This window comes from Clostridium sp. MF28 (assembly GCF_002969175.1).
Lineage (GTDB): Bacteria > Bacillota > Clostridia > Clostridiales > Clostridiaceae > Clostridium > Clostridium beijerinckii.
Genome location: NZ_CP014331.1, coordinates 5,938,790 through 5,951,729, shown reverse-complemented (window position 1 = coordinate 5,951,729; position 12,940 = coordinate 5,938,790). Strand labels below are relative to the sequence as shown.

The 12,940-nt window shown below is 29.7% G+C and carries 16 protein-coding genes and 1 pseudogene; 4 read left to right on the top strand and 13 right to left on the bottom strand.

Annotation, left to right across the window (positions count from 1 at the left end):
* Window positions 1-96: 96 nt before the first annotated feature.
* Window positions 97-477, top strand: coding sequence for a winged helix-turn-helix transcriptional regulator (locus tag AXY43_RS26300; RefSeq protein ID WP_031275902.1), 381 nt, complete (start codon window positions 97-99; stop codon window positions 475-477).
* 183 nt (window positions 478-660) lie between these two features.
* Here AXY43_RS26300 and AXY43_RS26295 read toward each other — a convergent pair whose 3' ends face one another.
* The 5 genes and pseudogenes from AXY43_RS26295 to AXY43_RS26280 all read right to left on the bottom strand — a co-directional run bounded on the left by AXY43_RS26295 (window position 661) and on the right by AXY43_RS26280 (window position 3,266).
* Window positions 661-849, bottom strand: coding sequence for a hypothetical protein (locus tag AXY43_RS26295; protein WP_105412416.1), 189 nt, complete (start codon window positions 847-849; stop codon window positions 661-663).
* Between the two features lie 322 nt (window positions 850-1,171).
* Window positions 1,172-1,558: pseudogene (locus tag AXY43_RS26290) on the bottom strand (IS91 family transposase); the annotation flags it as partial.
* Between the two features lie 3 nt (window positions 1,559-1,561).
* Window positions 1,562-1,696, bottom strand: a complete 135-nt coding sequence (locus AXY43_RS28790; protein ID WP_242986355.1) for a tyrosine-type recombinase/integrase — start codon at window positions 1,694-1,696, stop codon at window positions 1,562-1,564.
* Window positions 1,680-2,411 carry a tyrosine-type recombinase/integrase gene (locus tag AXY43_RS26285; RefSeq protein ID WP_242986356.1) on the bottom strand — a complete coding sequence of 244 codons (732 nt, stop codon included), beginning with the start codon at window positions 2,409-2,411 and terminating at the stop codon, window positions 1,680-1,682. Before AXY43_RS26285 ends, AXY43_RS28790 begins: the two co-directional genes overlap by 17 nt.
* 318 nt (window positions 2,412-2,729) lie before the next feature.
* On the bottom strand, window positions 2,730-3,266 hold the full coding sequence (locus tag AXY43_RS26280) for a flavin reductase family protein (RefSeq protein WP_023975162.1): 537 nt from the start codon (window positions 3,264-3,266) through the stop codon (window positions 2,730-2,732).
* Between the two features lie 104 nt (window positions 3,267-3,370).
* Between AXY43_RS26280 and AXY43_RS26275 the strand changes: the two genes are divergently transcribed.
* The gene (locus AXY43_RS26275; RefSeq protein WP_023975163.1) at window positions 3,371-3,691 is read left to right on the top strand and encodes a winged helix-turn-helix transcriptional regulator; all 321 of its coding nucleotides are present in this window, start codon (window positions 3,371-3,373) and stop codon (window positions 3,689-3,691) included.
* Between the two features lie 318 nt (window positions 3,692-4,009).
* Here the strand turns inward: AXY43_RS26275 and AXY43_RS26270 are convergent, their stop codons facing one another.
* The 4 genes from AXY43_RS26270 to AXY43_RS26255 all read right to left on the bottom strand — a co-directional run bounded on the left by AXY43_RS26270 (window position 4,010) and on the right by AXY43_RS26255 (window position 7,681).
* Window positions 4,010-4,948, bottom strand: a complete 939-nt coding sequence (locus tag AXY43_RS26270; protein ID WP_054249135.1) for a transposase — start codon at window positions 4,946-4,948, stop codon at window positions 4,010-4,012.
* 173 nt (window positions 4,949-5,121) lie between these two features.
* Complete coding sequence (locus AXY43_RS26265; RefSeq protein ID WP_087702785.1) at window positions 5,122-5,574, bottom strand: GNAT family N-acetyltransferase; 453 nt, start codon at window positions 5,572-5,574, stop codon at window positions 5,122-5,124.
* Window positions 5,575-5,797: 223 nt separating this feature from the next.
* Complete coding sequence (locus tag AXY43_RS26260) at window positions 5,798-6,916, bottom strand: DegT/DnrJ/EryC1/StrS family aminotransferase (protein WP_105412415.1); 1,119 nt, start codon at window positions 6,914-6,916, stop codon at window positions 5,798-5,800.
* A 393-nt stretch (window positions 6,917-7,309) separates the two neighbouring features.
* Window positions 7,310-7,681, bottom strand: a complete 372-nt coding sequence (locus tag AXY43_RS26255) for a pyridoxamine 5'-phosphate oxidase family protein (protein ID WP_012058432.1) — start codon at window positions 7,679-7,681, stop codon at window positions 7,310-7,312.
* Between the two features lie 173 nt (window positions 7,682-7,854).
* On the opposite strand from AXY43_RS26255, the gene AXY43_RS26250 reads away from it, so the two are divergent.
* A complete protein-coding gene (locus tag AXY43_RS26250) occupies window positions 7,855-9,276 on the top strand; it encodes a PLP-dependent aminotransferase family protein (RefSeq protein ID WP_105412414.1) in 1,422 nt (473 codons plus the stop codon).
* A 274-nt stretch (window positions 9,277-9,550) separates the two neighbouring features.
* On the opposite strand, the gene AXY43_RS26245 is transcribed toward AXY43_RS26250, so the two are convergent.
* From AXY43_RS26245 to AXY43_RS26230, 4 genes are all read right to left on the bottom strand, one after another.
* Window positions 9,551-10,144 carry a TetR/AcrR family transcriptional regulator gene (locus AXY43_RS26245; protein WP_105412413.1) on the bottom strand — a complete coding sequence of 198 codons (594 nt, stop codon included), beginning with the start codon at window positions 10,142-10,144 and terminating at the stop codon, window positions 9,551-9,553.
* A gap of 11 nt (window positions 10,145-10,155) precedes the next feature.
* Window positions 10,156-10,854 carry an ABC transporter permease gene (locus tag AXY43_RS26240; RefSeq protein ID WP_065417429.1) on the bottom strand — a complete coding sequence of 233 codons (699 nt, stop codon included), beginning with the start codon at window positions 10,852-10,854 and terminating at the stop codon, window positions 10,156-10,158.
* A complete protein-coding gene (locus AXY43_RS26235; RefSeq protein WP_039770814.1) occupies window positions 10,851-11,774 on the bottom strand; it encodes an ABC transporter ATP-binding protein in 924 nt (307 codons plus the stop codon). Before AXY43_RS26235 ends, AXY43_RS26240 begins: the two co-directional genes overlap by 4 nt.
* Window positions 11,775-12,310: 536 nt before the next feature.
* The gene (locus tag AXY43_RS26230) at window positions 12,311-12,727 is read right to left on the bottom strand and encodes an EFR1 family ferrodoxin (RefSeq protein ID WP_242986275.1); all 417 of its coding nucleotides are present in this window, start codon (window positions 12,725-12,727) and stop codon (window positions 12,311-12,313) included.
* A gap of 18 nt (window positions 12,728-12,745) precedes the next feature.
* Here AXY43_RS26230 and AXY43_RS26225 point away from each other — a divergent pair, with 18 nt between their 5' ends.
* The gene (locus tag AXY43_RS26225) at window positions 12,746-12,880 is read left to right on the top strand and encodes a TetR-like C-terminal domain-containing protein (RefSeq protein WP_242976432.1); all 135 of its coding nucleotides are present in this window, start codon (window positions 12,746-12,748) and stop codon (window positions 12,878-12,880) included.
* Window positions 12,881-12,940 lie beyond the last annotated feature (60 nt).

The following is a 12,940-nucleotide window of genomic DNA, read 5'->3' as shown; positions in this document are numbered from 1 at the left end:
ATAATTAATATAGCATAGGAGAAAAGATATACAAGAATGCAGTTTTTTCTGTGCCAGTATAAAAAGTATACTATTGAATTTGAAGGAGTTGTGATTATGAGTGATTATATGAATTATAATAAAGAATTCCCTGCTGATAATGTATATGAAAGAAAATGTCCTGTTATATATGCACTCGATATTTTAGGCCAGAAATGGAAATTACCTATCTTATGGTGTTTATCCAACAAAGATTTTACTAGATATAGTGAATTAAAACGAAAAGTTAAAGGTATTACTAATATGATGCTTACAAAGTCTTTAAAAGAATTAGAAGAACATACGCTAATTGTTAGAACCCAATATGAAACCATTCCTCCGAAGGTTGAATATTCTTTGACAGAAAGAGGTAAAGCCTTACTTCCCACATTTAAGGAATTATACATATGGGGTGAAGAGCAACTTAAACTTGATACGTCAAAATCAAATTATAAATAATATGAAATAAATGTATAATATATAAATTTACGTAAAAATAAATCTATATATTATCCTTATTATTATAAATTTATATTTCATATCTTTTAAATGCTTCTCATTTACTTTAATACATAATGTAGGAATTTTGAAAACTAGCAAGAAACTATTTATGGCTAGTTATAACATCTTTAATAATTATTATTAAGTATTTAAAGCATAGAATATTAATGAAATTATTCCACAAACTATAACGCTAGTAATAATCCTAGTGAGCAGATACCCTTTCGTTAATTGACTTAAATTACCTATTTGTGAACGATTTACCGAATCTGCGGAGTTATCCATTGAATTTTTTATATCCGTTAATTTTGCATTTATCTTTTTATCCACGAAATTCCTCCCTAGTATTAATTAATCATTGACAATAATTTACTATTACGAATCAGTTATAACATATTTTGTAAACATCCCATTGTTCAATTTTCAAAGAATAATATTTAAAATAGCTACTTCGCATTTTGAGTTGGCTTGATTGCGATGTTGAGACTAAAATAATAGCATAAATTTAAGATATAGCTGAATTTTGTAGCAGCATATCTTAAATTTATGCACCTCAATATCGCAATCAATTACTAGAACGAAGTCGCTAAAAGCCGACCGTCCCATATGGAGATTCAAAACCCATGATTTACACCTAAAATCTATATTTTTATTCATTTGCTAATTCTAGCAAAGTCTCGGAAACAGAAGTAAAAAGAATAGAGTACATTTCTTTTTGATTAAACAATGTCAAAGAATTTAATTGTTCTGGTATAGTAAAAACAATATGAAAGTAATGAGTTGGTAATAATGCTTTACTTCTCTCATAAATCCACATTTCTTTGGCATAAGCCTGACATTTTGGACAATGCCTATTTCTACATGAGTTATATGAAACCTTAGTTTCGGCACACTCATCGCACTCATATACATGGCCGCCAAGCGCAGCAGTTCTACAATCTTTAATTGAATATAGTGCTTTTAGAATATTAGATGGTAATTTCTTTGATTTAATATACGCTTCTCCATGTAAATTAATAATCTCTTGCAGTGAATTCATAATTTACTCAAATGTGTCTAATGGACTCTTTATATTCAGTATTTCATAATCCATTACATGTAAATATATAAATGTTGTTTTGATATTTGAATGTCCTAATAATGCTTGAATTGTTCTTAAATCAACTCCGCCATTCATCAAATGCGTTGCAATAAGAATGTCTTAATGTATGTACCGTAGCATTTCTTGTTATACCTGCTTTTTTTATTGACTTATCCATAACAAGTTCAATTCCACGAACTTTCATTGGCTTTTTAGTCTTTCTAGAAATAAAAAGATAATCATCTGGTTGATAATTTTTATATCCAAATTTGATCCAGTATTCTCTTAATATCTCTAAGTTTTTTTGTGAAAGCAAAGTATATCGTTCTTTATTCCTCTTACCATTTCTTATTCTAATTTTCATTTCTTTACTCATAATATCAGCTATTCTTAGATTAACAACTTCGCTAACGCGTAAGCCGCCAGAATATATAGTCGTAAGAATTGCTTTATGTTTTAAATAGGTTATGGATCCTAATAAACGCTTAATTTCTTCCTTTGTTAAATAACTAGGTAAATGCTTATCATACCTAAGTCTTGGGATTCTCAAATCGTTCCAAGACCTTTCTAAAGTTACTACATAAAAAAATTTTAGAGTACTATTGATATAATTTATAGTTCCTTTGCATAATTTTCTTGTTTTTATGCAATACTCTAAATAATTAATGATTTCAGGTTCACCTAATAATTCAGGTGGTCTGTTATAAAATCTAGAAAAGTTTTTAATAATATATACACGGTTTTTAATCGTGTCATTACTACGACCACATAGTTCTAGATCTTTAATCATTTTTTCGATTTTTTGATACATTTTATCACTCCTTTAAAAGGCGTGTAAAATGTGAGAAGTGAAGTTCCTTGAGAAAGAACTTCACTTCTTATTTTTTCCATATAAAATTTTATTTAATCACTAAACCAAGCCGTCGCTTTTAGCGATTTAGTTCTATATTAGTATTGCGAATAAAAAAATATCGCAAATCTATTCTTTTTTCTGAATAGTGCGATATTCTAATCTACCATTAAATTTTTAAATATAATAATAACACTTATAACCAACTATACAAATTGGAATTTATGGATTTGGCGTTGTGCGCATTATCTAACATTAAATTAAAAACTTCGGAATATATTATTCAATTATATATGCACTTATAATTTCTCCATAATAAGCTGTATGAAAATCTCTGTTTGCACCATGAAATGATCCTTCAACATCTTGCGGGTAAAATTTGCTTTTAATTTCTTCTTTAATCTCACTCTCATCCTGTTTTTGTTTATATAAAACCCTACACTCAAGTGTAAGTGGAAGTTCTTTAATGGCAGGAACTGAAACACTATTAGGCGATTCCAATGTCAAGTTTAGTTCTTTAATTTTATCACTTAAATGACCAGACTTTGTGCCGCAAATTCCCAATATTTTTTTATCAAACTCACCAAATGGTACATTTATAGTAAATTCAGGATTTTTTTCAAGTTGATGTTTTGTAAAGCGATTTTCTCTCACGTAAACTGTAAAAGTTGCTTTCCCCCATTCTATTCCTAGCGTTCCCCATGAAATAGTCATAGAATTAACTTTATCATCTACCTTTGTTGTTAACAAAACACCTGTTTTAAGTGCTTTCATAATTACATTGGCATAATCAAATACTTGTATTTCTTTTTTCATAATGCTATCCTCCTTGAATATTTCTTGTCTCTATGATAAATTAATATGTAATTAGTAGCAAGTATGCACTTTTTTGTTAGATACTATCCAAAAGGAGAGTTAACATGGATAATGAAGTAAATATTAAACCATTTGCTTATGCAATGTCTTTGATTGACGGTAAATGGAAAATGTACATATTATTTTGGCTTTGGAAAAAACAAATTCTAAGATATGGTGAGTTAAAACGCTCCCTTGGAACAATTACTCATAAAATGCTCAGTACACAGTTAAAAGAATTAGAATCAGATAATTTAATTATTCGAAAAGAATATCCTCAAGTTCCTCCAAAGGTAGAATATTCTCTATCCCAAAGAGGTTTAAGCATTATGCCTGTTTTGCAATGCTTATGTGAATGGGGCAATAATCATATTGATGATTTATAGTATTTTAGTTAAGATTATTTCTCTAATCTTTATTTAATTCAACCGATAAATCACAATTTATTTTCCAATTAATCATAGCATATTTTGTAAATATCACATTATTCAATTTTCAAAGAACAACATTTTTATTTACTACGTCAAATCTACATATTGTGCGGTAAAAAAACCGCAAATTCAATCTCTTGAATAATGCGATTTTATAATTTGCTATTTATTTTTAGTAATTCATAATTTAAGAATAGTGTAAATCTTATATATTGATAGGTTGTTGAATAACTAATTTTTACAAATGGTTATTTAAGAAAATATTCTTAGAAATTATATATTCCAAGGATATTTTCTAGTTTTTATTCCTTGCTGCTTTTTGTTAAATTCATCTATTAAGTACGCTAATAAGACCCATTTTATATGACGTTCGTATCGGGCTTGCCCATAAAGCCTTGGGTTTTCTAAGTTATATAATCCCTTTAATACAGAGAATAATTGCTCTATTTTCAATCTGTTTTTATATAATTTTGATCCAATAGGAGATTGAATAAACAAAGCATTTTCATATCGTTTATCAGTAAATGACTCAATACTTTTAGCCTTACGCATATTTATATCAGTTAACAAATTAAATTCTAAGCTAGAAGCAATTTCAAACCATTCTAATGAATCATATGCTGCATCTGCAAGTATTAAAAATGGATTATAAATTTTAGCTTCATATAGTAAATCTGAGACTTGATTATCATAAACATTAGCTGTTGTTAAATAAAAAACTAGAGGAATTATAATATCACTAACTGCTGCAATACAGTGTAATTTATAACCTTTATAATATCCAAGGCGGGTACCCTTACCGGATTTAGCTTCGCTATCGTATTTTGAACTTCTTAAAGCAGTTCCATCTATTGCACACAGTCTAGTTTCAGGATTGATAAGTTCAACAAGCATAGCATAAATACCATAATATATATGTTTCTCTAAAATTTTAGTTCTTAATGAGAATGTAGAATAATCTGGTACTTGATTGAGTTGAATTATAGACTGAAACACATAGTCTTGCTTTATACGATATTCAAGCTCTCTTAAACTGAAAATACTACTTTTAACGCCATATAATATACATGCAACTATTTGTTCATCTGAATACTTACGTGGTCGCCCTTTAGTACTTTTAATATTCGAATTTAATTTAGCAAATGCAATTTTAACAGCTTCAAAAATTTTATAATGGTCATTTTCACTTTTAATATTTGATGATATAATCATATTTGAGTCATTCCTTATGTGATATATTTGGGTTTTTCGCGAAATTATTATATCACAAAGGGATGACTTATTTATTTTTTACAAATTCTGTTTATTCAACAACCTAATTGAATATAAAATTAAAGCATGACCGTAAAACGGAAATTAAACTTGAATACATTTTAGTTTGTTTATTAAAAAAAATAACTATAATGATAGAACATTTCATTTCTTTTATACCCTGATTGTTCATATAGTTTTTGTGCAGTAGTATTATCTATTGCAGTTGATAAGGTTAATCCTTTTGCTCCTGTTTCAAATGCAAACTCTTTTGCTTTATTCATTAAACTTTTACCTATACCTTTCTTTCTCGCACTTTCTTCAACATATAAATCATTTAGTATCCATATTCTTTTCATGGATACTGATGAAAAAGATGGGTATAATTGAACAAATCCTAGAGGTATTATTGAGTCTTTCATGATAATAAAAATTACTGATTCATTATGTATCATTCGTTCTTCAATAAATTTCTTTGAAGATTCTAAATTTGAATCTTGTCCATAAAATATTCTATACTTATTGAATAAGTTTCCAACTAACTCTAAATCTTCTAAATCAGCTTTTTTAATTTTTATATTTTCCATATTCTCTCTCCTCTTTATACTTTATGATTTTATTTCGATATAACTATGCGCTAGTAGTATTTCACCATAATTTACTATCATGCATTAATTATAGTATATCTTGTAAAAATCGCATTATTCAATTTTCAAAGAACATTTTTATAATTTACCACATCAAATCTATATATTATGTAAAGTTTCTAGTATTTTCAGCTCTCTAATTCACCTTTACAGTCTTCTAATATTATTTAAAAAAACTTTTGATAGTTTCACATACAAAATCAACTTCTGCTTCTGTTATTTGAGGATATATTGGAAGTGCAAGTATTCTCTCACATATACTTTCAGCAACCGGAAAATCTCCTTTTTTATAACCTAAATAACTGAAACACCTTTGAAGATGTAATGGTATAGGATAATAAATACTAAATTGAATCTGATTTTTCTTTAAGTATTCTCCAAGTTCATCTCTCTTTTCTGTTAATATATTAAATACATAATACACGGGATTTTGCTCGCCTTTCAAAGTGGCAAATTTTAATTCCTGACAATCTTTTAACCTATCAAAATACCAATTGGCAACAATTTCTCTCTTTTTAATGCTTTCTTTTATGTATTTCATTTTCACTTGAAGAATAGCTGCCTGTATAGTATCTAATCTTGAATTGTATCCAATATGCTCATAGTGATATTTTTTTGATGCTCCGTGAACTCTATACATTCTAGCTAATCTAGCTAATTCATCATTATTTGTTACTATCATTCCTCCATCCCCCAAACCACCAAGAGTCTTGGTTGGAAAGAATGAGAAAATCCCAAAATCTCCAATAGTGCCTGAATGTTTATATTCAGACCCATTTCCTTTCCATCTCATTCCAAATCCCTCAGCAGCATCTTCAAGTACTCTCAAATTATGTTTACCTGCTATGTCCATTATTTTATCCATATCAGCCATTTGTGAAAAAAGATGAATTGGAACTATACCAACAGTATTTTTAGTAACCTTTTCTTCTATTTTATTTGCATCAATATTAAAAGTCTCCTCATCAATATCTACAAAAACTGGTTTTCCACCTCTTCTTGTTATACATGAAGTAGATGCAAGAAAAGTAAATGGAGATGTGATGACTTCTTTTCCATTTTCAAACCCTAAAATATCCGAAGTTAAAATTAGCGCATCAGTTCCAGATGCAACAGCAATCGCATGTTTAGCTCCAGTAAACTCCTCAATAGATTTTTCAAAATCAGTCACCTCTTTTCCAAGGGTTGAAATTCCTTCTTGCATAACGCTAATAACAGCATTATCAAACTCTTGTTTATGTTCTTCATATTCTCTTTTAGATGTATAAAAATCAACTTTCAATTTATGTTCCTCCTTTTGTTTTTTCCATATTTTTCATGAATTGCTACTACAAATCTATATATTGCGCAAATCATATGAATAGCTATTTTTTCTTTATACACCTATTTTAATTCCTACCCTTAGGTATGAGTCAATATTAATATCCTAACTGTTTTCCTACAATAATTACCTTTATCCTATCTTTAATAAACTGCCCTCTAATCGATAGATAAGATTATTTATATACGAACATAATCAATTGCTATCCAACTTCTAATATTATATAGTCCCATACCCTATATATATTGCTGAATTAAACTTACATAATCCATATTAATAACATCTAAAAAGAGTACTTTTTAGATATTTCACTAATATAAAGTACTCTTTTTCAAAAGCTATGTTATATTATTACTATATAGTTTGCTTAGCAGATATAACTGTTATCTCTAGCACTCTACTTAAAAAAGGAAATTTTTTCTTCACCATATCAAAGTCTGGACCCTCTACAAGGAATTTTGCAGTTCCTTCTATTAAAAATCCTGCTCCTGGATGTTGATGTCCCATAACCTCTTTGCTACCTAAAGTAACTTTAACTTTATTATTTGCTTCTATGTTTTTTTGAGTTCTTCTCATGCCTCCTGCAGGTACTAATATCCTACCATCTTCAGTAACACTAAGAAATGAATGCCAAGTATTAACTACATGCGCCTCATTGTTACTACAAGATACTATAGCCACTACACCTTCATGTGATATAACTTCAAGCAATTTTTCATTTAACATTTAAATTCCTCCTCTGTATTTCTACAAATTTAATTATTTTCATATTTTAAAAAGTCTTAATTTGTGCACATTGACTTTTCTATAAAACAATTATACAATCAACGTGTACTCATCAAAAGTGCCAATTCTTTTTATTTTATAGGATACAGTTCATAAGAGGAGTGTTTTAAAAAATGATTTTTCTAGATAACGATTCAAGAGTTCCACTATATTTACAAATTTATGATCAGTTAAAAGAAGAGATAATTTCAGGACAGCTTTTGGAAGGCAGTAAGCTATATTCAACACGAACGCTTGCAACAACATTAAATGTCAGTAGAAATACAGTAGAAAGCGCTTATCTGCAACTTTCTTCTGAAGGATATGTCACAAGTAAAGCAGGCAGTGGATTCATAGTTGAAAAACTAGATAGTATGCTAATCACTAAGCTAAAGAGAGATAACTCTGTCAATATTGAGAATCATAAAACGACGTTACCTGAGATGAATTCTGATAATAATTATAAGTATAATTTCAAATATGGAAAGTTAAATGCTTCTGATTTTCCTTTGCGCTTATGGAGAAGGATATCAAATAAATGCTTGGCCTCTATAGATGCTGAAGTTATGACATCTTATACTAGCAGTAAAGGCGAAAAAGAATTACGAATAGAAATAATGAATTATTTAAATAAATCAAGGGGTGTCTCATGTACCTCAGAACAGATTATTATTACTTCAGGCTTTGAGCAGTGTTTAAGTTTACTATGCCAAATGTTCAGAAACAATTTTTCTAAAGTAGCTTTAGAAGATCCTGGCTACATTGGTGCAAGAAAGATTTTTAACAATAACGGATATGATGTTGTTCCAATTAGCTTAGACAAGGATGGAATAAATATTACTGAATTAGAAAATAGCTCCACAAAGATAGTATATGTAACCCCCTCACATCAATTTCCGACTGGATCAGTGATGCCAATTCAAAAAAGATTACAATTATTAGATTGGGCAAGAAGAGAAAATGGAATTATAATTGAAGATGATTATGATAGTGAACTTCGTTACAATTCAAGGCCAATACCTTCAATACAAGGTATTGATTCAAAAGGCTGTGTTATATATATTGGTACTTTTTCAAAGTCTTTCTCCCCAAGCTTGCGATTGAATTATATGGTATTACCCCAATCATTACTAGAAATATATGATAATTTTTTTAGTAGCTACCAAACCTCAGTTCCAATAGTTGAGCAAAAAATAATTCAACAGTTTATGCATTTAGGACATTGGGATAGTCATCTGCGTAAAATATCTCTTCTAAATAAAAGAAGACATGATATGTTAATCCACTCTATTCATAAATTTATGGGAGACAATGTTATTATTCATGGTAAAAATGCAGGTTTGCATATCTTGCTAGAATTAAACAATGGATTATCTGAAGAAGAGATAATAAAAAAAGCTAAAGAATATGGTGTTATAGTTTCTCCTGTATCTACATATTGGTTGCGAAAAGATAAATATTCTAATAATATGGTTTTTCTTGGTTTTGGTGGAATGACTGAGGGTGAGATTGCTGAAGGTATTAATTTACTTAGTAAGGCATGGTTTAGTAAGTAAATCCTACTAAAAAATCAAAATAGACATTATAAGAGCTGTCGCATTAGCGGATTAAACTCCATTAGCGATAGCTCATTTTTTAGCCTACATAAATTATTTCCTAAATAAGATATTGAGCTAGTTAATAAAAGGTCCAAGTTCTATTTTTTAATCAACATTTGAACCTTTTAAATCTAATCTAATTGTCTTTATGCTATGAATCCAGCTCTTTTCTTTATTAAGAAATAATAAGGGAATCTTAATTATAAGTCCCATGTTATTCTTACCAATTAGATTATTTACTCGCTTTATATATTGGAAGCAAAATATTATTAATAATATCCTCGCTACTCGTCTCATTAGGCCTTCCATACAATACAATTTCATTGATAATTAGCAAAGTAGGTAAATTTAGAGCCTTTTCAGAAATAGTATCTATTGAAAGTGAAATTTCATTGCGCTGATTAGCCCTTGTTATAATAACTTCCATTAATTTACGGATATGATTTTCGTGATTAACAACACTAAATAGATCGTAAGATGTAGTATCGGAAAGCTTATCTGAAATCACCTCTCGTAGATCCTCAGGTCTGATAATTTCAAAGATTGGATCTAAAACCTTAAATAGAGCCCTTAAATCTTCTTTTAATGAACCATGATCACTGATTTCTACTACTATTGGTGGTGCTTTTCGCTCTACAGCAGCAAGAATAAGATGACATTTTTGTGGCCATCGACGATAAATAGCATTTTTATTGGTCTTTGCAGCTTGAGCTACATCGTCCATAGTCAATTTGCTATATCCTATTTGATTAAGCAATAACCAAGCCTGATCTAAAATCGCATTTTCAAGTATAACTCCTCGGCGTCGACTAACTTTTTCATTCATGATATAACCTCCTATTTTTGGTCTACATAATTCCACCATAATATAGTACCATAAACACCAATAAATAAAATAGCCAAAATCGTCAATTTACTGATCCAATTAATAAGCTGAGGATTATTTAAATATATTCCTGAAATTGTCCACGGGATATAACGACCCATGGGCTGCGATCCAAAAATGGCAGCTATAATTATAGCTACAAAGGAAGTACTAACGGGAGCTAATATTCCTCGCGTGATGCTAGCGATAAGTGGGAATAGAAAACTAAGACTACAATTATAGAGTGTTACTATCCCTAACCTTTTTAGAAGAGTTCCAGTCAATAGCACATCAAAATTTGTAAAATCCAAGCACAAACCCATGGCAAATGTCCCACCAATTGCTAATACTGTTATGCCTAAAAAACTTAATCCTAAGGCAAAAAACTTTGCACATACTAAACTTGTACGAGAAATTGGCAATGATAAAAGATCTTTAAAAGTTTGATCCTGATACTCTCTACCAAATACCCAGCTGCTTAAAATACCAAATCCCATTAATCCAATAACAGTAGAATACATAAAAAAAGTATTTTTCAAAAATTCTTCCCACGTTTTATCCTGCATATGGATAAGTAACAAAAAGCTATAAAAGGCTAAAATGTAAATTGGTATATGACCTCGTATTATTTTATAAAACTCAATTTTAGTCATTGACCATATCTGTTTCATAATGATTTGCCCTCCTTAATTGTTCTAATAAAGAATTCTTCTAAGCTTTCATTTACAGGTTGAAAAATCATTGGATTCAATTTCTGATTTCCTAACTGCTGTAATAAAGCAGAATATTGGTTAATGGATATATCCGAAACAAGTATTTCCTGTTCACTTACTGATGTGCATTGCAAGTTTTTTGTAGCAAGGTAATGCTCAAGATTCTTGACAGAGCCATCCGTTTTTATGTAAAGCTTAGATTCTCTGCAGGTTTCAAATTCCGAAAAATTTAATTCTCGTAGCAGACATCCATGTGCTAATATCCCAATTCGACTTACCAGCTTTTCCATCTCATCTAATAGATGGCTTGAAATGAAAATAGTTGTCCCATCTTTAGCCATTTCTAATAGAAGATTACGAACGACTACAAGCCCCTCTGGATCCAATCCATTTGTTGGTTCGTCTAACAAAAGAATTTTTGGTTTATGAATAAGCGCCTTAGCTAATCCAATTTTTTGATTGTTTCCTAAGGAAAGATCTTTTACCTTAACCTGTAGGTAATTATCTAGCAATAGCTGCTGTGAAATGTCATAAATTCGTTTCTTAATTTCTGAATCTGGTATTAGTCTTTGCCTTGCATATAATATAAGATTTTCTTCTACAGTAAAGTTTGGATAAGCATGTGGTGTTTCAATTAGGTAACCCACCTGATTCCAAAATTCAGAAGGCAACTTTGAAATTGATTGTCCAGAGTAATAAATTTCACCAGATGTAGGATTAATCATTTTAAGCAACATCCGCATTGTAGTTGTTTTTCCTGCACCGTTTAATCCTAGAAAACCATATATTTCACCTTCATTAGCTGTCAGATTAATATCATAAACACTATTTTTTGATCCGTAACTCTTTGTTAACTTCTTCGTTTGTATTATTGACAAAACGTAAACACCTCCAAGTTATACTTCATTTAAGGTACTCCAGTACCTTAAATGAAGTATAACATTATAGATTATAAAACGCAATACTCAATATTCATATTTTTTTATTTATTCTTCTAAGTGACCATATATCCCTGTTTTATTAAGCCTTTTTCTCCTCACCGCCTTATTCTATATATCACTTCTATTTCATCAAAATTATATTAGCTTACTAATCTCATATTCTTATCTAAAATCACTCTCCCCCCGCATTTTAGGCGCATATTCTTTAGAATATATATTGTAATAAAGTTTAGAAGATATATTCTAAACCATACTAGAATACATCTTCTCCTATGGTAATATTCTGAAGAATAAATATGGTACAGAATATTAGAATGCGTTGTTTATTCATACCTCCTAACTTAAATACCTCTGTAAGTACTATAGTGGAATTAGCTATAGCTTGTTATTATGAACACATAGCTAATGATGGCTGAATGCAATAGCTCCTATAATAAAATAAACCTAAACATAAATATATACTATTGTAGTACTTATCTATGTTTAGGTTTCAATTTATTGCTCTTTTTGAGCTTAACATTTTGATTTATAAATCTAGCTTTGCTTTTCTCTGATTTCATATGTATTGCATTTTGTGGGCAATGATGTATGCAGGCTAGGCATGTTTCGCATTCATTAGAAAACTTAGGTTTATTCTCAACCTTAATATTATTTACAGGACAAACTTTTTCGCATATCTTACAGCTAGTACAATTATCATTGACCATAAATCTCTTTGCGGCAAAATCATTGCTAAGTTTATCAGCCAGTCCACGGCCGCATTTAGATAAAATATTGGATGCTGCTCCTTTTGTTACAAGAGAATTTCGTCTATTGGTAATATCAGATATTATTTTATTAAGTCTTTCATCAATATCTTCTGGGCTCTTATTTATTATTTCCTCCTCCATCTTAAAGGGTGAAAGGAAATGCTGGTTCAATATGTTGCTTCAGCTGCTGTTAGTGTAATGGAGTGGTGGATTGTAAACTCAATGCCTTATCCTGCAGAATATATTGCTGAGCAGTTGTGGCAACTACTAGAGAGAGAACAAATAACCCACTAATGATATGATTAAATATGTATAAGTTTGACTATATTATAAAACTCAACGATATTATCTTTT